Origin of the sequence: Pseudidiomarina homiensis (assembly GCF_003987225.1) — a bacterium.
Taxonomy (GTDB): Bacteria; Pseudomonadota; Gammaproteobacteria; order Enterobacterales; family Alteromonadaceae; genus Pseudidiomarina; species Pseudidiomarina homiensis.
In genome coordinates this window covers 66,571-84,304 of record NZ_PIPX01000002.1, presented here as the reverse complement: position 1 = coordinate 84,304, position 17,734 = coordinate 66,571, and the positions used below count along the sequence as shown (strand labels likewise).

Annotated in this window: 19 protein-coding genes and 1 riboswitch; of the genes, 16 read left to right on the top strand and 3 right to left on the bottom strand. The window is 50.3% G+C overall.

Annotated features, from left to right (window positions below):
* Positions 1-18 precede the first annotated feature (18 nt).
* The 15 genes from pilM to CWI70_RS09465 all read left to right on the top strand — a co-directional run bounded on the left by pilM (position 19) and on the right by CWI70_RS09465 (position 15,125).
* Positions 19-1,089, top strand: a complete 1,071-nt coding sequence (gene pilM / locus CWI70_RS09535) for a type IV pilus biogenesis protein PilM (protein WP_126773078.1) — start codon at positions 19-21, stop codon at positions 1,087-1,089.
* Entirely contained in the window at positions 1,077-1,664 is a 588-nt protein-coding gene (locus tag CWI70_RS09530; protein WP_126773075.1) for a PilN domain-containing protein, read from the top strand. Before pilM ends, CWI70_RS09530 begins: the two co-directional genes overlap by 13 nt.
* Positions 1,661-2,254: a type IV pilus inner membrane component PilO gene (locus CWI70_RS09525; protein WP_126773073.1), complete on the top strand. Its 594-nt coding sequence runs from the start codon at positions 1,661-1,663 to the stop codon at positions 2,252-2,254. Before CWI70_RS09530 ends, CWI70_RS09525 begins: the two co-directional genes overlap by 4 nt.
* Positions 2,251-2,793: a pilus assembly protein PilP gene (locus CWI70_RS09520; protein WP_126773070.1), complete on the top strand. Its 543-nt coding sequence runs from the start codon at positions 2,251-2,253 to the stop codon at positions 2,791-2,793. Before CWI70_RS09525 ends, CWI70_RS09520 begins: the two co-directional genes overlap by 4 nt.
* Positions 2,790-4,886, top strand: a complete 2,097-nt coding sequence (locus CWI70_RS09515; RefSeq protein WP_241967876.1) for a type IV pilus secretin PilQ — start codon at positions 2,790-2,792, stop codon at positions 4,884-4,886. Before CWI70_RS09520 ends, CWI70_RS09515 begins: the two co-directional genes overlap by 4 nt.
* 124 nt (positions 4,887-5,010) lie before the next feature.
* On the top strand, positions 5,011-5,529 hold the full coding sequence (gene aroK / locus CWI70_RS09510) for a shikimate kinase AroK (RefSeq protein WP_126773067.1): 519 nt from the start codon (positions 5,011-5,013) through the stop codon (positions 5,527-5,529).
* 14 nt (positions 5,530-5,543) lie between these two features.
* On the top strand, positions 5,544-6,659 hold the full coding sequence (aroB, locus tag CWI70_RS09505) for a 3-dehydroquinate synthase (protein WP_126773065.1): 1,116 nt from the start codon (positions 5,544-5,546) through the stop codon (positions 6,657-6,659).
* A 15-nt stretch (positions 6,660-6,674) separates the two neighbouring features.
* Complete coding sequence (locus CWI70_RS09500) at positions 6,675-7,550, top strand: Dam family site-specific DNA-(adenine-N6)-methyltransferase (RefSeq protein WP_126773062.1); 876 nt, start codon at positions 6,675-6,677, stop codon at positions 7,548-7,550.
* Positions 7,547-8,005 (top strand): GNAT family N-acetyltransferase, encoded by a 459-nt coding sequence (locus CWI70_RS09495; RefSeq protein WP_241967875.1) that lies wholly within the window; start codon positions 7,547-7,549, stop codon positions 8,003-8,005. Before CWI70_RS09500 ends, CWI70_RS09495 begins: the two co-directional genes overlap by 4 nt.
* The gene (locus CWI70_RS09490) at positions 8,002-8,691 is read left to right on the top strand and encodes a class I SAM-dependent methyltransferase (RefSeq protein WP_126773059.1); all 690 of its coding nucleotides are present in this window, start codon (positions 8,002-8,004) and stop codon (positions 8,689-8,691) included. Before CWI70_RS09495 ends, CWI70_RS09490 begins: the two co-directional genes overlap by 4 nt.
* Positions 8,688-9,887: a BaiN/RdsA family NAD(P)/FAD-dependent oxidoreductase gene (locus tag CWI70_RS09485; RefSeq protein WP_126773056.1), complete on the top strand. Its 1,200-nt coding sequence runs from the start codon at positions 8,688-8,690 to the stop codon at positions 9,885-9,887. The genes CWI70_RS09490 and CWI70_RS09485 overlap by 4 nt, the downstream gene beginning before the upstream one ends.
* Positions 9,888-9,981: 94 nt before the next feature.
* The gene (locus CWI70_RS09480; RefSeq protein WP_198677692.1) at positions 9,982-11,175 is read left to right on the top strand and encodes an EAL domain-containing response regulator; all 1,194 of its coding nucleotides are present in this window, start codon (positions 9,982-9,984) and stop codon (positions 11,173-11,175) included.
* Positions 11,176-11,182: 7 nt separating this feature from the next.
* The gene (locus CWI70_RS09475) at positions 11,183-13,474 is read left to right on the top strand and encodes a PAS domain-containing hybrid sensor histidine kinase/response regulator (RefSeq protein ID WP_126773051.1); all 2,292 of its coding nucleotides are present in this window, start codon (positions 11,183-11,185) and stop codon (positions 13,472-13,474) included.
* A gap of 8 nt (positions 13,475-13,482) precedes the next feature.
* Positions 13,483-14,463: an amidoligase family protein gene (locus tag CWI70_RS09470; RefSeq protein ID WP_126773048.1), complete on the top strand. Its 981-nt coding sequence runs from the start codon at positions 13,483-13,485 to the stop codon at positions 14,461-14,463.
* Positions 14,439-15,125 (top strand): gamma-glutamyl-gamma-aminobutyrate hydrolase family protein, encoded by a 687-nt coding sequence (locus tag CWI70_RS09465; RefSeq protein ID WP_126773045.1) that lies wholly within the window; start codon positions 14,439-14,441, stop codon positions 15,123-15,125. The genes CWI70_RS09470 and CWI70_RS09465 overlap by 25 nt, the downstream gene beginning before the upstream one ends.
* Here CWI70_RS09465 and yjjG read toward each other — a convergent pair.
* From yjjG to CWI70_RS09450, 3 genes are read right to left on the bottom strand one after another with little or no spacing between them, the layout of a single operon-like run.
* Positions 15,108-15,797 carry a pyrimidine 5'-nucleotidase gene (gene yjjG, locus CWI70_RS09460; RefSeq protein WP_126773043.1) on the bottom strand — a complete coding sequence of 230 codons (690 nt, stop codon included), beginning with the start codon at positions 15,795-15,797 and terminating at the stop codon, positions 15,108-15,110. The two genes, CWI70_RS09465 and yjjG, sit on opposite strands and share 18 nt — an antisense overlap.
* Entirely contained in the window at positions 15,794-16,345 is a 552-nt protein-coding gene (locus CWI70_RS09455; RefSeq protein WP_126773041.1) for a GNAT family N-acetyltransferase, read from the bottom strand. The genes yjjG and CWI70_RS09455 overlap by 4 nt, the downstream gene beginning before the upstream one ends.
* Positions 16,346-16,906, bottom strand: a complete 561-nt coding sequence (locus CWI70_RS09450) for a TMEM165/GDT1 family protein (RefSeq protein WP_126773038.1) — start codon at positions 16,904-16,906, stop codon at positions 16,346-16,348. It lies immediately after the preceding gene.
* Between the two features lie 5 nt (positions 16,907-16,911).
* Positions 16,912-17,104, bottom strand: a riboswitch (yybP-ykoY riboswitch).
* 91 nt (positions 17,105-17,195) lie between these two features.
* Between CWI70_RS09450 and CWI70_RS09445 the strand changes: the two genes are divergently transcribed.
* Positions 17,196-17,714 carry a CC0125/CC1285 family lipoprotein gene (locus tag CWI70_RS09445; RefSeq protein ID WP_126773035.1) on the top strand — a complete coding sequence of 173 codons (519 nt, stop codon included), beginning with the start codon at positions 17,196-17,198 and terminating at the stop codon, positions 17,712-17,714.
* The last annotated feature ends 20 nt before the right edge of the window (positions 17,715-17,734 follow it).

Here is a 17,734-nt window from a genome sequence, read left to right as displayed (position 1 = left end):
TCCCGTTGGGAGAACATTATGGGGCTGTTTGGTCTAGGTAAAAAACCTGGTCTAGGCATCGATATCGGAACTGATGCGATAAAAGCGGTAGAGATTGTACCACAAGGTGACACCTATGAAATTATTCGGGTCGCCGAATCTCAGCTGCCGAAAAATCTCATCACCGACGATGAAATTACAGACATCGACAAAGTTGCACGGGCGCTGAAGCAAACCAAAAAGGCTCTGGGCACGCGTGCACTCGACGTTGTAAGTTCGGTTTCAGGCAGCCAAGCGATTTCAAAGCAAATCGCGGTAGCACTTGAGCTCGATGACGATGCCATTTCCGAGAAAATCGAAACCGAAGCAGAAGCGTTGATTCCCTACCCGCTGGCGGAAGTACGCTATGACTTCGAAAGCCTTGGTGAACACCCGACCATGCCTGGTCAGCAGCGTGTTCTCGTTACCGCAACGCGTACCATGAGTGTCGACTCCCGCGTACAGGCCCTTGAAGAAGCAGGCTTTAAAGTACGCATTATGGATGTCGACAATCAAGCTATTCTGCGTGCTTGTGACCATGTTATGCCGCATTTGTATCCCGATTTGTATGACAACAAATTGCCTTTGTTAGTTCTGGATATAAGTGGTGCTGCGGTGCAAATGATTGTTATCGGTGGCGGCGAAGTCATGTACACGCGCTATCAAAGTGGTGGCCTTGGAGCATTACTTGGCGCACTTGATAACGAAGGCGAGTTAGACCATGGCGAGTTGTTCGCTAAATTACGTGCTGACGAAACCGAGGAGTTTTCTCCCTTAGTGTTGCAAGACTTTCTTGGCAATTTATGGTCACAAATAAGTCGTGGCATGCAAATCTATCGCAGTAATGCAACGAAGAAGGATTTCGCTGGTATTGTCTTGGTTAACAGTGGCGCCATGCTACCCATGATCGCGAATATGCTCGGTGAACAAGTGGAGTACCCAGTCATTAGCTTGAATCCGTTTGAGCACTTTCCACTACCAAGTAAATATCAACACTTAGAAGCCCACGGACCTCGCTTTGTTGAGGCTTTGGGATTAGCGTTACGGAGCTTCACAGAATGGCACACGTAAACCTACTCCCATGGCGTGATATTGCACGCCAACGCGCAAAACAAAAGTTTGGTATCCAAGCGTTTATCGCGCTAGCGATCGCTGCTTTGTTGGTGTTCATTGCCTACAAAGTTATTCAGGACTATCAACAACAACAACGTGCGCGTAATCAATTCTTGTCGTCACAAATCACGATTCTCGACGCGCAAATTGCCGAAATTCAAGATATCAATAAAAAGAAAGACGATATCGTGAATCGCATGAAGCTGATTCAGTCCTTGCACCAAGATCGTAACACTGCCATTCGGGTCATTAACGAGTTATCTGAGAAGGTCCCAGATGGCGTGCATATTTTACAGATCGAAAAACGCGGGAATCAGCTCAGCATGCGCGGTCGCTCAGTGTCTAACAATCGCGTGTCCGAATTCTTACGCGCCATGACAGAATCAGATACCTTCACTAACCCTGTGTTACGAGAGATCTCGTCAGACGACGGAGAGACCGAAGGTCCTACGCGTTACAGTGCGTTCTCGCTAAGTGTATCGATTCGTAAACCTAGTGTTGAAGCAACGCCTGCAGATGGGGGTGCATCATGAGTAAATCGATGAACCTACGCGAATTAGATATCAATGAAATGCCATTTTGGCCAGCGCCATTCCGCTTTGGCGCGTTGCTCCTGCTTGTTCTTGTCTGCTTGGGCTTGGCGTATCACTTTTTACTTTCAGATGAGTGGGACGCCTACAAACGCGAGCAAGCTAAAGAGCAACAGTTGAAAGATGATTACCGAATCAAATACCAAACTGCTGTTAACTTACCGGTTTACCGCGAGCAATTAGCGCAGTTGAATAAAGATCTTGAAGTCTTGCTCGACATGTTGCCGTCAGACGACGAAACGGCTCGGCTACTTGATGATATTACTTTGGTTGGCACGCGCAGTGGCCTCGAGTTTGATCGCATTGAATGGCTTCAGGCGCAGCCGCGTGAATTTTATACGGCCTTGCCAATTCGTATCGACCTGAGCGGTCAATACCATCAAATCGGTGACTTTATTGGTCAAATTGCCGGCTTACATCGCATTATCAATGTTAAAGATTTCACCCTACAGGCCGGTGATTTCGGTGAAGCGCTTCGCTTGAATATTACCGCCGAAACCTATCGTCAAAAAACCTTGAGGGCTGAACAATGATGAAACGATTGACCCTCATGTTTTGTACAGCAACGCTATTAACAGCCTGCAGCCAAGCGGGCCAACAGGACTTGGTCGCATTCACTGAACAAGTGAAGTCAAGTTCAGTGCCAAGTGCCCCACCGCTGCCGGAAATGCCGGAGCTGGAGCGCGTAGGTTACACGGGTACTAATTTCCGTAATCCTTTTGAGCCAGCTCCATTAAATGCACCTGAACCTGGACAAAATACCGCGGGGTGTCCACAGCCCAACCTTGAACGCGAGCGAGAAGAGCTTGAGTCTCTCGGTTTGGACCAGTTCACGTTGGTCGGCACCATGAACACCAACAGCGAAGGTCGGGTCGCATTAGTTAGCACCAACCAAGGGCGCCTTTATCGCCTTGCGACGGGCGCATATATGGGCCTTAATTTAGGCCAAATTACACAAATCACCCCAGACTTTATAATGATAACTGAATGGGTTCCAGCCGGTGATGGCTGTTGGCAACAACGAGATACCGCACTGCGCCTACCGGGTACACAAGGGAGTTCAGATCTATGACGTACGCTATTCGCTTCTTGATGCTCACACTGCTGCTGCCGATGTTGGCTAGCGCTAACGAGCTAGTACGTATCGAACAAATTCCATTGGCAAATGATCGCTTCAACTTGGAAGTTCATTTCAATGAGGCGGTGAAGGCGCCGGTTGTTCGACGTAGTGATAACCCCTTAGTTCATGAGTTTTTACTGATGGGCACTGCCAATGAATTGGGCAATGGAATTCAACAACTTGCTGATCACCCGTTGCTGCGCAATGTTTCAGTTGAACAACAACGAGAAGATACCCTATTGCGCGTTGAAACGACGCAACCTCTTGAGCATTTAATGAGCCGCTATGAAGGCGTGATGGTGCTGGTGTTTGTTGAAAGCGATGAGGCTAGCGCACAACAAACTGCGGCTGTCGCCACCACCGAACCCAGTAGCGAAGTTACCGAGCCTGAACCAGCGCCAGTAACCGAAGCGCCCGAACAGTACGAGGCGGAGCCACAACCTGCAGTAGTGACCACTTCAACGGCGCAAACGAACTCGGTGAGTGAAGCTGGACAGCGCATCACTGATATTGATTTTACGCGCTTACCTGAAGACGTCGCGTTATTGCGCGTGAAATTGAGCGACGAGGGCATTGACCATGAAGCCCGCGTGCGCGGCAATCGACTTGAGGTGACGCTGTTTGACACCGACATCGATGATGACCTGCTGTACGTATTGGACGTTAGTCAATTCGCGACGCCAATTGCCCACATTGAAACCTTCCGTGAAGGCAACGACGCGGTTATTACCATCACTGGAAAATCGGCGTTCCGTCATCAACTTGAGCAGATCGACGGATCATTGAACCTGAAATTTGAAGAGCCGATGGAAGTTGTTGTCGATGATGGCTCACAACGTCCTATTTCACTGAACTTCCAAAACGTGCCGGTTCGTCAATTATTACAAATCTTGGCGAATGAAAACGACCTCAACTTGGTCGCTAGTGAGTCAGTGACCGGTAACATCACCTTGCGCCTCGAGAATGTACCTTGGGAACGTGCACTCACGACCATTCTGCGCGTTAAAGGTCTGTCCAAACGTATGGACGGTAATATTCTCATTGTCGCGCCTGCCGATGAGCTTGCCGAGCGTGAAGCACAAGAGTTAGAAGCGAAGCAACGTTTATCGCAGCTTGCACCTTTGGAGAGTACCTACATCCAAATCAACTATGCAAAAGCGGCTGACATCGCTGCAATTTTACGCACTGAGAGCTCAGATCTGCTTTCAGAACGTGGCGCAGTTACCGTTGACGAGCGGACCAACACCTTGTTAGTGCGTGATACCCCACGCCAAATTGAAGAAGTCGAATCCATGGTCAAAACCTTGGATGTCGCGGTCAAGCAAGTGGTGATCGAAGCTCGAATGGTGACGGTACGTGACAACATTAGTGACGAGCTTGGTATCAACTGGGGCCTCGGCAATGAAAATGCCGGCGGACCTGACCTGTGGGGTTCAGATACCAATACAGCGACGGATTTGAACGTCAATTTGCCGGTATCAAACCCTGCTGCGACGATTGGCTTCCAGATTGCTAAGCTTGCTGACGGTCGAATTCTTGATCTTGAACTCTCCGCTTTAGAACGTGAGAACAAAGGTGAAGTTATCGCAAGTCCACGCATCACCACAGCGAACCAGAAGAAAGCCTATATCGAGCAAGGTACCGAAATTCCTTACGTCGAAAGTGCCTCTTCAGGCGCAACGTCGGTACAGTTCAAAAAGGCTGTTCTTGGACTTGAGGTGACGCCACAAATCACCCCTGATAATCGCGTTATTATGGATTTGGTGATTACGCAGAACACCCGTGGTGAGACCGTATCCACGCCAACAGGCCCTGCAGTATCGATTGATACGCAAGAAATTGGCACTCAGGTTCTGGTGGAGAATGGTGAAACCATCGTTCTAGGTGGCATTTACCAACAGCAAATACTTAACGATATTACCAAGGTACCTGTTTTAGGTGATATTCCATACGTTGGCGTACTGTTCCGTAGCGACAGTCAAATCAACGAAAAGCGTGAATTGCTTATCTTTGTAACGCCTCGTATTGTAATGTCTACGCCGTAATCCTTGCTTAAATGGCTGTGACTTGCGATAATCCCGCCTCTTTTTGGTTGGGTTAAGGAAGGTCAAACAGACACTCCGGATTCCGTGAGTCACAGCTATTAAACGAGTGATGTAAAGCAAAGATATGGCTGAAAAACGTAACATTTTCTTAGTAGGTCCTATGGGGGCCGGCAAAAGCACCATCGGTCGACAGTTAGCTCGACAACTTCACCTCGAATTTTTCGACTCCGACGCAGAAATCGAACGCCGCACCGGTGCCGATATCGCTTGGGTCTTTGAGCTCGAAGGCGAAGAAGGTTTTCGTGCGCGTGAAGAAAAAGTTATCGAAGAACTAACCGAAAACACGGGTATAGTTCTCGCCACAGGTGGTGGCTCAATTCTCAGCAAAGAAAGCCGCAATCGCTTATCGGCGCGCGGTATTGTAGTGTATCTACAAACGCCAATCGAAAAACAGTTAGCGCGTACGCAACGTGATAAGCGTCGCCCACTCATTGCTGAGGCTGATGACCCACGCGCAGTACTTGAAGGACTGGCCGAGCAACGCAACCCGCTCTACGAAGAAATCGCTGATGTGGTGGTTCGCACCGATGAGCAAAGTGCTAAGTTTGTCGTCGACAAAATTATTGAGCAAGTAGGCCTCTAACGACGGAGCTACACATGACGGTTAAGCAAGCGCCTCACCAAGGGCATTTATCTCGCATTCGTGTTGGGCTTGCAGACCGCAGTTATCCAATTTACGTCGGTCGGCAACTGTTCCAACAGTTGCCACAACTTCTTCCAAACCTGCCCAAACAACTCTGCATCGTTACCAACGCAGTGGTAGCTGCACATTATTTGGCAAACGTACGCGATCAACTCGGCCCTCAACACGACGTTTTGGTGCACGAAATTGCCGACGGTGAGCATGCCAAAAGCCTGACAACTTACGGCGAAATCATGGATTCACTCATCGCCCATAGTTTCAATCGCGACTGCGCAATTATTGCCCTAGGCGGCGGCGTCGTTGGCGATATTGCTGGCTTTGTGGCCGCAACCTACCAGCGCGGAGTGGACTTTTACCAACTACCGACGACCTTGCTCGCGCAAGTTGATTCATCCGTTGGCGGTAAAACGGCCATCAACCATCCCGGCGGAAAGAATCTGATTGGCGCGTTTTATCAGCCGCAAAGCGTCATCATCAGTACCGATTGCCTAGCTACGCTTGAACAGCGTGACTACGCCTGTGGCCTTGCCGAGGTGGTGAAGTATGGCATCATTTATGATGCTGACTTCTTTGCTTGGCTCGAAGCAAACCAACAGAAGCTTAATGCACGTGATGCGCAGGCACTCAACTACGCCATTCAACGTTCTTGTCAAATTAAGGCTGATATTGTTGCCCAAGACGAACGTGAACAAGGCTTGCGTGCGCTGCTCAACTTGGGACATACCTTTGGCCACGCCATCGAGGCGGAACATTATGCCACGTGGCGACACGGTGAAGCCGTTGCTGCCGGCACCATGATTGCCGCTGAGTACATGCGCCAGCAAGATCAATTAAGTGCTACAGCAGTCGAACGGATAGAGGTATTACTGCAAGCTTTTGCGCTGCCCACACGCGCCCCTCGTCTGTCCGAAGTACAGTGGCAACAACGTATGTATCGTGATAAAAAGGTGCAAGCAGGTGAGCTACGGCTAGTACTGCCAACGGGCATTGGCGCAGCTGAGCTCCGTACGGTGACCGATTGGCCGTCAGTGTGGTCGGCCATCGCTGCCATGACCGAATCATCTCGATAAGCTTGGACCACGACCGTGAAGAAAAAACATCGCGCCTTTCTTAAATGGGCGGGCGGCAAATATAATCTAGTAGAGCCAATCACGGCGCTCCTTCCTGACGGCAATAAACTCGTCGAGCCTTTTGTCGGTGCCGGTTCAGTATTTCTTAATACAGACTATCCAAACTATGTATTGAATGACGTCAATCCAGATCTGATTGCCCTCTTTAATTTTATCAAGCGCCGCCCACAAACCTTTATTAAAGATGCGCGTAAGCTCTTTGTGGCAAAAACAAATTCAGCCGACGCCTATTACGCTCTGCGTAAATCGTTCAACCACAGTGGCGATGCCTATGAGCGTGCGTTGCTGTTTCTCTACCTTAATCGTCATGGTTACAACGGACTCTGTCGCTACAATCAGTCGGGAAAATTTAACGTGCCGTTTGGCCAATATCGTAAGCCCTACTTCCCGCAAGCTGAAATTGAAGTGTTTGCCGAAAAAGCCCAGCGCGCGACCTTTACTTGCATGAGTTTTGAAAAAGTTTTCCGGCGTGCTCGCAAAGGTGATGTCATCTATTGCGATCCACCTTATGCCCCGCTCAGCGCTACGGCAAACTTTACCAGCTATGCCACTACCGGTTTTAGTTTGGATCAGCAGCATGAACTGGCTCGGCGTGCCGCTCATGCCGCCCATCGCAGACAAATCCCAGTGCTCATCAGCAACCACGATACGGATCTAACGCGGTTATTGTATGCCGATGCTGATCTACAAAGTTTGCAAGTTGCGCGCTTTATCAGCCCGAAAGCCGATGGCCGCACCAAAGTCGCCGAATTGCTTGCTCTCTATACGCCTAACATCGCAGCGAGCAATGTTATTTCGCTTGCGCAGGTTAAACGGAAAGTCGCACCATGAAGTCATGTATAACCTGGTTTAACAAGTCCTTTGACGAGCTAACCACGACTGAGCTCTATGAAATACTACAATTACGACAATCGGTTTTCGTGGTGGAACAAACCTGTCCGTATCTTGATGCCGACGGTGCCGACACTCACGCTTTTCATTTGTTTGCGCGCGACCAGAGTGGCGCTGTAGTGGCCTACGCACGCTTGTTTTTACCGAGTTACGAAACCCCGTACAGCCGCATTGGTCGGGTTATTAGCGCGGGAAGTGTGCGCCGCCAAGGTCTTGGCCGCGAACTCATGCAACGCGCCATCGCATGGTGCGAGCAAGAAGCGCCGCAGGTGCCGATTCGCTTGGGCGCACAAGTTTATTTACGACGCTTTTATCACGATTTTGGCTTCCGTGAGATCAGTGCCGAATACCTTGAAGACGACATTCCGCACGTTGATATGGAGCGCGGTTCGTGACCACCACAGCCTTTCAGTTGCAACAAACACCACAAGGGCTTGGATTGATTTGGCATGAACACCCAGAAATGACGCCATTGGTGATCGACTTTCTAAGCGGTAAACAGGCTTTTCGGGGGCAACAGGCCAACCGTAAAGACGAAGCGATTGCCCGCGCATGCCTACTGAATAAAGCCAGCGCTGGGCAACCAACGCGCATTCTTGATGCCACCGCAGGCTTGGCTCGAGATGCTTGGGTTTTAGTGCAATTGGGTGCCCAGGTGACACTTAATGAGCGGCAACCAATGGTTTATGAATTATTGAACGATGCGCTTCAGCGACTCTATACAGCGCAACCGGATTACCAACAGCGGCTGCAGTTAGCGCCGACTGCCGACCTAGAACCCTTTAGCGACGATAGTTTCGATGTGGTCTACCTCGATCCCATGTATCCCAAAGGCGAACGCAAACAAAAAGCTGCGGTAAAAAAAGACATGCAAATGTTTCAACAGCTGGTAGGTAGCGACCTTGATGCCGATGCGTTGCTTGCGCCAGCACTACGGATTGCCAGCAAACGTGTTGTCGTCAAGCGTCCGCAACACGCAGATTACCTTGCGCAACAAGCCCCAAGCCATCAAGTTGTCAGTAAAAAACATCGATTTGATATTTACGTCACCGCCACTGTAGCAGCAGGCCCAACCGCATGAGTGAAGCTGCCAGGTTTGACGTGATCATTATTGGTGCCGGTGCGGCAGGACTGCATTGTGCGTGGCAGGCTGCCGCCCGTGGGCTGAAAGTCATTGTTATTGATCATGCCAAGCAGGCTGGCAAAAAAATTCTTATCTCCGGCGGTGGCCGCTGTAACTTTACCAATATGTATGCCAGCCCGGAAAACTACCTCAGCAACAATCCACACTTTTGTAAATCTGCGCTCAGCCGTTATACCCAATGGGATTTCATTGCGTTGGTCGAGAAGCACGGCATTGCCTACCATGAGAAAACGCTGGGCCAATTGTTTTGTGACCATTCTGCCAAGGACATTGTGCGCATGCTGCTTGATGAGTGCGCACAGTATGGGGCCCGTGTGCAGCTGCGCACAGAAGTTACTGCCGTCAGTCATGCAGCTAACGTCTATTCCGTAACGACATCGCAGGGTACCTTACACGCCCCGGAGCTGGTAGTCGCTTGTGGCGGCTTGTCAATGCCTAAGCTCGGTGCAACCCCTTTGGGCTATCAGTTGGCCGAGCAGTTTGGTCATCGAATTCTCCCTGTTCGCGCGGGGCTGGTGCCCTTTACTTTGCACGAGCAAACCAAGCAGGCCTACAGCGAGCTTTCTGGCCTTGCGCTTGATGTTGTCGCCAGTAATGCGCGCGCTAGCTTCAAGGAAGCAATGCTCTTCACTCACCGCGGCTTGAGCGGCCCAGCGATGCTGCAACTTTCATCCTACTGGCAGCCTGGTGAAGCCTTTACCGTCGATTTGTTGCCCGGTAGTGATGCCCTGCATGAACTTCAGCAGTTACGCCACGACAAGCCCAAACAGGGCCTTAAAACGGCGCTTCAAAGCTGGTTCCCGAAGCGTTTTGCACTTACCTTGGCTGTACAACACGGTTGGCCAGAAAAAAATCTCGCCGACTGTAGCAACGAGCTCCTTGCGCAAGTTGCTGAACAACTTCATGCCTGGCACGTACAACCCAACGGGACTGAAGGCTATCGCACAGCCGAAGTTACCTTAGGCGGCGTCGATACCGATCAACTGAGTTCAAAAACCATGGCGAGTAAGCTGCAGACTGGACTTTACTTCATTGGTGAAGTCGTCGACGTTACCGGTTGGTTAGGCGGCTACAACTTTCAATGGGCGTGGGCTTCAGCACATGCTTGCGCGGAAGCCTTAGGCGACCAGTAAATAACGCTTTTTTCTTATTTAAAAATATTCTATCTTAGGCGTATAAAGTCATGCGTCACCAGATGACGCAACATGCATGTCTGAGGAATACAGGATGCCCTTAACGCTAGGACGCTTGTTGGTGTTGGATGATGACCAGCAAGTCGGAATGACCATCCGCGAAATGGCGCAAGCCGCAGGCTATCAAGCCAAAGCCTGTACTCAAGCTGAAACCTTTTTTAGTGAAGTTAGTTCTTTTGCGCCCACACATATTGTTTTAGATCTCGCCATGCCAGGTCTCGACGGCGTCGAAGTAATGCGCCAGTTAGCCTCTCAACAATGCTTCGCCACCATAATTATCGTTAGTGGGCTTGGTGAAAAGGTGCTCAATGCGGCAAAGACCGCAGCCGACGAGAGTGGCTTGCGGGTTGCCGGCGTCTTGCCTAAGCCCTTCCGCATCAGCGCTCTGCGCGCATTATTGAACCAGTACAGTGATGCCGCAGCAAATGCACCCAGTAGTAACGGCAAGGCCCAAGAGGTCAGTGAAGCGCAACTTAAAGAAGCGCTCGCCGAACACCGCTTAGTGGCTTACTTACAACCACAAATTAGTTGCCAAGACCGTTCAGTAAAAGGCTTTGAGGCGCTTGTGCGTTGGCATGACAAAGACGGCAGTATCATTACGCCCGATCGCTTTGTTGGAGTGGCCGAGCGCTCAGGACTCATCGCTGAGCTAACGCAACAAGTCTTTGCAAGTGCCATTCGCTGGTTTGCCGATCACCTTGGCAATACCGACTATACCTTGTCGCTCAACACCTCTGCCAGCAGCTTTGCCGACACCACATTCCCAAGCGAATTAACGACACTTTGTATTAAGCATCGTTTGGCGCCACACCGCGTAAAACTCGAGATTACCGAAACCAGTACCGCAGAAAATCCATCGGGCGCCTTGGAGTTGTTGACGCAATTGCGGGTAAAAGGCTTTGCTTTGGCGATCGATGACTTTGGTGTCGGCTATTCATCACTGGAGCAGTTGGTACGGCAGCCCTTTTCAGAATTAAAAATTGATAAAAACTTTATTATCCCGCTCGCCAAATCAGAAGAGGCAGCAAAGATTGTTGATGCGCTGATAGCCTTGGCACAAGCCCTTAAATTGACTATCACGGCTGAGGGCGTAGAAGACGAACGCAGTTTAGAAATTCTCGCCAAGGCCGGATGCGATTACGCACAGGGCTTCTATATTGGACGTCCGATGGCGCCTGAAAAATTACTTGATTGGCTCAAGGAGTATCGCCAGTCGCAGCCCATGTGAGGCAGCTATGACGGATTCTGCGGTTGATTTTGATCTGATTTTTAATGCCCTAGGCACGCCAGTGATGATTCTTGAGCCAGAGCAGCTCACAATTGTCGCAGCCAGTTCAGGGTATTTACAAGCCACCATGCGGACTGCTGATGACATTATCGGCAAATACCTCTTTGATGCTTTCCCTGACGATCCCGACGACCAAGATGTTTCTGGAACCACTAGTTTAAAGCAGTCGATTGAGCGTGTGATTGCCACTCAACAACCTCACACGATGGGCATCGTCCGGTATCCGATACCGCGGCCACCAGAACAGGGTGGCGGTTTTGTAGAACGCTTCTGGCAAGTCACTAATTCACCGATCTTTAATCCAAAAGGCAAGCTACAATGCCTACTCCATGCAGTCGTCGACGTCACCGCGCAAGTGCGTGCCGAGCAAACCGCCGAGCAAGCATCAACTTTGGCGCGCCTCGCCGGACGCTTTGCCAAATTAGGCTGGTGGCGCTACACAATAACGCCGGCGCAACTGTTTTGGAGTGATGAAACTGCCGCCATTCATGATGAAGAGCCCGGTTTTGCTCCCGAAGTTGCCGATGCCATTAGCTTTTACAAGCCTGAATATAGAACAAAAGTCGCAGAAGCTTTTCAACGTTGTCTAGAACATGGCACGCCTTTCGATATCGTAACTGAACTCATCACCGCCAAGAATCGCGAGCTTTGGGTGCGCAGTATTGGTGAAGCCGAGCGTGATGCCGACGGGAATATTATTTCAGTGCGCGGAGCCTTTCAGGACATCACCGACCTAGTCGAGGCGCGCACGATGGCTGCTGAGGTAAACCAGCAGCTTAAAGAAACCTTAGAGCACATTAGTGATGCGTTTTTCATGCTCGATCATGACTGGCGCTTTGTTTTTGTCAATCATCAGGCCGAACGCTTATTGCAAACCACCGAACAAGAGTTACTTGGGCATACCATTTGGGACAAATTCCCTGAAGCTGTAGGTACCGTTTTCGAACGCGAGTATCGGCGCGCTGTCACTGAAAAGGAAACGACCCGCTTCACCGAGTTTTATGCGCCTTTGGATTATTGGGTCGAAGTGAATGCGTACCCTTCGAAAGATGGTCTTGCTGTTTACTTTCGTGATGTCACGGCACAAATAGAAGTCGACGAGCGGCTCCGCCAAGCACAGAAAATGGAAGCCGTAGGCCAGCTTACCGGAGGTGTTGCACATGACTTTAATAACTTACTCACGGTTATTTTAGGCAATGCCGAGTTGATTGCTGAACAGTTACCTGCAGACAACCGACTGCACGCGTTGGCCGAAATGACTGTCAACGCCGCCGAGCGCGGCTCCGAACTTACCAATCGTTTACTAGCCTTTGCTCGACGCCAACCGCTTGAGCCTAAGCCAACGCAAGTAAACGGCTTACTCGATAACATGCTACCGCTGTTAAAAAGAACGTTATCAGAGGGGATCAAGATTGATTATTTGCCGGATGAGAACTTATGGTTGACCGAGGTCGATACCCCGCAACTCGAATCCGCAGTACTCAATCTCGCAATTAATGCGCGGGATGCCATGGACGGCCATGGCAAACTCACCATCGAAACCCGAAATACGCAGCTCGACGACAGCTACAGCGAGCTTCATGGTGAAATCGAAGCTGGGGACTATACCGCAATTATCATTTCAGATACTGGCAGCGGCATGAAACCCGAAGTCATTCGTCAAGCCTTTGAGCCTTTCTTTACCACCAAGGAGCGCGGCAAGGGCAGTGGACTTGGCCTTAGTATGGTCTATGGCTTTGTAAAACAATCGCATGGCCACATAAAAATATATTCAGAAGTCAGCCACGGCACCACGGTGAAAATCTATTTGCCTCGTTGCCTCAGTCATTCGGAAGCTGTGGCGGCCGATGCGTCTACCGCTATTCAGCAAGGTGGCAACGAACGCATACTGGTGGTTGAAGATGACGATTTGGTTCGACAGCACGTCATAAGCCAACTCGAAGAGCTAGGCTATCAGGTACAACCTGCGCAGTCCGGCGATGAAGCATTGCAACTGCTCGACAAGAGCAGTTTTGACCTTTTATTCTCCGACGTCGTCATGCCCGGTGAATTAAACGGGCCGAAACTTGTAGCGCTAGCGCAACAACGCTACCCTGACATGAAAGTTTTATTTACTTCAGGCTACACTGAGAATGCCATTGTCCACCATGGCCGACTTGATCCGGGCGTAAAGTTATTGAGTAAGCCCTATCGACGCCAAGAGCTCGCCGATAAAATTCGTGAGGCACTCGACAGTTAGGAGGACGTATCAGCGACATAACTTCTTTTAGCCAACCCCCGCAGCCGCAAACCACCAATGGCAGCTATCGGCGCGTTGGCTTTGAGCTTGAGTTTTCGAGCCTTGATGTCGCTAGTACTGCGGAAGCCGTCGCGCGTGCATTGAATGGTTCCGCTTACGCAAAAAGTGCGGCGAAGTGGTTGGTTGATACTGAGCTTGGCGAGTTCAAAGTTGAAATTGATTGGCAGTTTTTGCAACGCATTGCCGCCGAGCAAGGCGAAAAAGCCTATGACGAAGCCTGGCTCGACTCTTTGAGCCAAGCCGCCAGTATCGTCGTTCCCGTCGAGGTGATTTGCCCACCCATCGCAGTCAACGCATTAGACTCGCTCGATGCTCTGGTCAGCGAGCTGCGCCAAGCGGGAGCAAAAGGCACCGATGAATCCATCATCGCCGCATACGGCACACATATTAATCCTGAACTACCAAACCTAGAGGCTGCTACCATCGCCGCCTACATGCAGGCCTATGCCGTGTTGCAATGGTGGTTAGTTGAACAACATCACGTTAATACCTCGCGCAAGCTCAGCCCCTATATTGACTTATATCCGGAGCACTACGTACGCCAAATCTTACAGTACGACAAAGTGACTATTACACAGCTTATTGATGATTACTTAAGCGCTAATCCTAGTCGCAATCGCGCCTTGGACATGCTGCCGTTGTTTTCCCACCTCGATGAGCAGCGCGTCGCTAACGTTATTGCCGATGGCAAAGTGAACGTACGGCCAACCCTCCACTATCGTTTGCCTAATTGTCGCATTGACGACATGCGTTGGTCCCTCGCAGACGAGTGGCGTATCTACTGCACCATTGAGAGACTGGTGCAGAGACCAAAGGCCTTAGCTGAATTATGTGCTGCATTCCTCGCCGCTGACCGCCCGATGCTGGGAGTGGCACGTCAACCATGGGTAGAACACGTCTCGAAATGGCTCAAAGAAAACCTCGCATAGGCGTCACGGGCGCTGGAAAAAAATGGTCGCCAAGCTGGTGGAGTACCCGTTTGGCACTCTGGCTTTGTGGTGCAGAAGTCGAGCGCATCAGCGTACGCCACCGACCTTCAGGCCTTCCGCTACACGGTCTTATTATTGGTGGTGGTAGCGATATTTCACCGGAGCACTACGGCGGTACGCTGCAGGGTAAAGTGAAACATGATCCGGAACGCGATGACCTCGAGATCCGCTGGATTAAGAAAGCACTGAGGGACGGCCTCCCGATGCTCGGCATTTGTCGTGGTGCGCAACTTATTAACGTGGTGCATGGTGGTAATTTATACGATGACATTCGTCACCTGCGCGAACATACCTACAATCGCCCAGGCTTACTGCCAACGAAGCAGGTGTTTGTTCGCGGCGACAGCTACTTGGCGAAAGTCGTTCATAAACGCAAGCTGCGGGTAAATAGCTTACATCACCAAGCAGTGCATGACGTTGGCGAACATTTGCGGATTGTCGCCCATGACCTTGATGAAATACCACAGGCGATTGAAAGTACCGATGAACGTCCGATTCTAGGGGTGCAGTGGCACCCAGAATATTTGTTCTACGTACCGAGTCAGTTACGCCTGTTTCGCTGGCTCATCAAGCAAGCCAGTAAGCTAATTGGTGCCAGTTAAGATTTGCTGAAGCTCTGGTAATGAGCGTACTTCATAATGCGGTGGCGGATTTAACGGATAAGGCTCGCCATGATGATTCAACCAGCACGCATGCAGGCCACTGCGTTGTGCGCCAATGACATCCGAATGTGGATTGTCGCCGGTCATAAGCACACGCTGACGGTCGCTTTGTTGCATTTTTTGTAACGCATGAGTAAAAATTTCGGGCGCTGGCTTTGCCACCCCGACCTGTTCCGAAATGACCACTAAATCAATCAAATCGCCTAACCCAGTCTGCTGTAACCGTGCTTCTTGCAACTCAGTGAAGCCATTGGTCACAATGCCAATTTTTGCCGATGCTCGTGCGCTTTCTAACAGCGAACGTGCACCCTCTAATGGTTGGCAAATTTCGGCCATCGCCGCCATAAAGCCTGTATTCAACTCATCGGCGGTGACTTCAAGTGTTGCCGCCCACTTGGCAAAGCGTTGTCGTTGCAGCTGCTTGGCATTGATTGTTCCGGCTTGGTAGGCGTCCCACAAGGGCTTGTTGAGCTGCTGATAATCCGTGTAATCCGCTTGCGTAAAGTGGACGCCATACTCATCAAACAAATGGCGCAAGCCAGCATAAGCGTCAAAAGAAAAGAGTGTCTCGTCGGCGTCAAATAACAGCCAGTCATAGTTCGTTATGGTCATTCGAAAGCCTTCATCTTGGTCATATCCAAACTCAACGTCTGTAGCCGTTCACCAGTTGCGGGTTCAATGGTTGCCTCGACGTGGACGAAGCCAAGACCTTGCAAGAGTCTTTGACTTGCACTATTGGCAGGGTGGGTGATGGCCAAAACCGTTTGTAGGTGTAAAGTTTCCGCAGCGTACTTTAGCGTTAGCTTTGCCGCCCTACGGGCAAAGCCTTGGCCGTAGTGTGTAGGTAACAATGCAAAACCTAAGTCTGGGTGCGGGAGGTACTCACGCTGCAACAGTCCGCACACGCCGATCGCTGCCCCGTTCACCTCTCCGTCCGCTTCGCCATTTGCTTCAAGTATCCACAACCCAAAACCATGCAAAGCGTAACTCGTTTGCAGTTTGTCTTTAATATACTCAACCGCTTGCTGCCGAGAATGAATGCCTCGATCACCAATCGTCTTGCGGAAATCGTCGCCAGTATAGAGTTCGAAAATAAAATCTGCATCGTCAATGTTCACTTCACGAAGTACGATACCACCGCCACTACAGATGATCGCCATTTAACTACTCCACCATATACCGAGCAAACCCAAGATAATGAAAACTGCGGCGGCAATGTACCGCACAACATTCAACGGCACATACTTCATCAGCTTATCACCCATAAGCACTACCGGAACATTGGCAATAAGCATGCCGAGCGTCGTGCCAAGCGTAACCCAGATCACACTGGCATATTGCGCACCGAGAACGACTGTCGCTACCTGCGTTTTGTCGCCGATTTCAGCTAAAAAGAAGAGTATGAAAGTAGCGCAAAGTGCCCCATAACAACCACAATCGGCTTCGTCATCCTCGAGCTTATCAGGAACCAGCACCCATAACCCAATCGCAATAAAGCTTACGGCAATGATCATGCTTGCGTAGCCCGTTGGTAGCCAGCCGGCAAACCATTGCCCGAACCATGCCGAAATGAAATGGTTAATGAGTGTGGCGGCAACAATACCGACGATAATCGGCCACTTTTGACGATAGCGCGCCACCAACAACAGGCTCAGCAATTGCGTTTTGTCGCCTATTTCTGCCAGTGCAACGGTTATAGTTGAAGTAATGAGTGCTTCCATGATGTACTCCGGCGGGACCTGATACCAAGGCAAACAGCAACCCCCGCCAGGTAGCGGTTGCTCTTTACCTCAGGTCTTGCCAGTTTCGGTGGCCCGAAACGAATACACCATGAGCCAATGAGGGCTCAATTATGTTGACATATTCTCTCGCTGTACACGTATGAACGAGCGAGTTGACTACTCCCCTAAGACGGGACGCATTTTAACCAATTTTATGAACTAAAGACAAGTTGATGCCGTATCAACTAGACTATTAAAAACACTCGGTTGCATTAATTGGAGTTCAACCATGTATAACGTCACTAAAATTAGTTTTATTGCTCTAGTTATTACTCTCTTAGCTGCCTGTACTAGCTCTACGGCTCACTATCAGGCTGCGGGCGAGAAAGGCTTTGGTTACAGCGATAAACAGCTCGCAACAGATATGTACTGGGTCAGCTACAAGTCTCGTGACACCAACGCGCAGAAGGCGACAGAGTACGCTCTTTTGCGCGCTGCGGAATTGACCATTGCCCAAGGTTATGAATGGTTTGCAGTGAGCGAGAAAGATGTTTCAGGTAAACGCCTCGTGCGCAATGAACAAACTGAAGTGCATGTCGATACTATTGCCAACTGCACCTCTGACATGTGCGGAAGTGTTCCTGCTTCACGAAAATATGGTAGCGATGGTGTTAATATCGAGCAAGAGGAACGCGCCGATTTTACCGTTGAGCTTACTGTTTTGTTCGGTAAAGGCGAACGTCCTGCACCTAAGTTTGTTTACGATGCTCGTGAAGTTATCCAAGCACATAACTCAGCGAAGAATTAAGCAGAACGATTAGAAAGGCG

Coding starts and splice junctions, on each gene's coding strand:
- pilM (WP_126773078.1), top strand. CDS start 19: ATGGGGCTGTTTGGTCTAGGTAAAAAACCTGGTCTAGGCATCGATATC.
- CWI70_RS09530 (WP_126773075.1), top strand. CDS start 1,077: ATGGCACACGTAAACCTACTCCCATGGCGTGATATTGCACGCCAACGC.
- CWI70_RS09525 (WP_126773073.1), top strand. CDS start 1,661: ATGAGTAAATCGATGAACCTACGCGAATTAGATATCAATGAAATGCCA.
- CWI70_RS09520 (WP_126773070.1), top strand. CDS start 2,251: ATGATGAAACGATTGACCCTCATGTTTTGTACAGCAACGCTATTAACA.
- CWI70_RS09515 (WP_241967876.1), top strand. CDS start 2,790: ATGACGTACGCTATTCGCTTCTTGATGCTCACACTGCTGCTGCCGATG.
- aroK (WP_126773067.1), top strand. CDS start 5,011: ATGGCTGAAAAACGTAACATTTTCTTAGTAGGTCCTATGGGGGCCGGC.
- aroB (WP_126773065.1), top strand. CDS start 5,544: ATGACGGTTAAGCAAGCGCCTCACCAAGGGCATTTATCTCGCATTCGT.
- CWI70_RS09495 (WP_241967875.1), top strand. CDS start 7,547: ATGAAGTCATGTATAACCTGGTTTAACAAGTCCTTTGACGAGCTAACC.
- CWI70_RS09485 (WP_126773056.1), top strand. CDS start 8,688: ATGAGTGAAGCTGCCAGGTTTGACGTGATCATTATTGGTGCCGGTGCG.
- CWI70_RS09480 (WP_198677692.1), top strand. CDS start 9,982: ATGCCCTTAACGCTAGGACGCTTGTTGGTGTTGGATGATGACCAGCAA.
- CWI70_RS09475 (WP_126773051.1), top strand. CDS start 11,183: ATGACGGATTCTGCGGTTGATTTTGATCTGATTTTTAATGCCCTAGGC.
- CWI70_RS09465 (WP_126773045.1), top strand. CDS start 14,439: ATGGCTCAAAGAAAACCTCGCATAGGCGTCACGGGCGCTGGAAAAAAA.
- yjjG (WP_126773043.1), bottom strand. CDS start 15,797: ATGACCATAACGAACTATGACTGGCTGTTATTTGACGCCGACGAGACA.
- CWI70_RS09455 (WP_126773041.1), bottom strand. CDS start 16,345: ATGGCGATCATCTGTAGTGGCGGTGGTATCGTACTTCGTGAAGTGAAC.
- CWI70_RS09450 (WP_126773038.1), bottom strand. CDS start 16,906: ATGGAAGCACTCATTACTTCAACTATAACCGTTGCACTGGCAGAAATA.
- CWI70_RS09445 (WP_126773035.1), top strand. CDS start 17,196: ATGTATAACGTCACTAAAATTAGTTTTATTGCTCTAGTTATTACTCTC.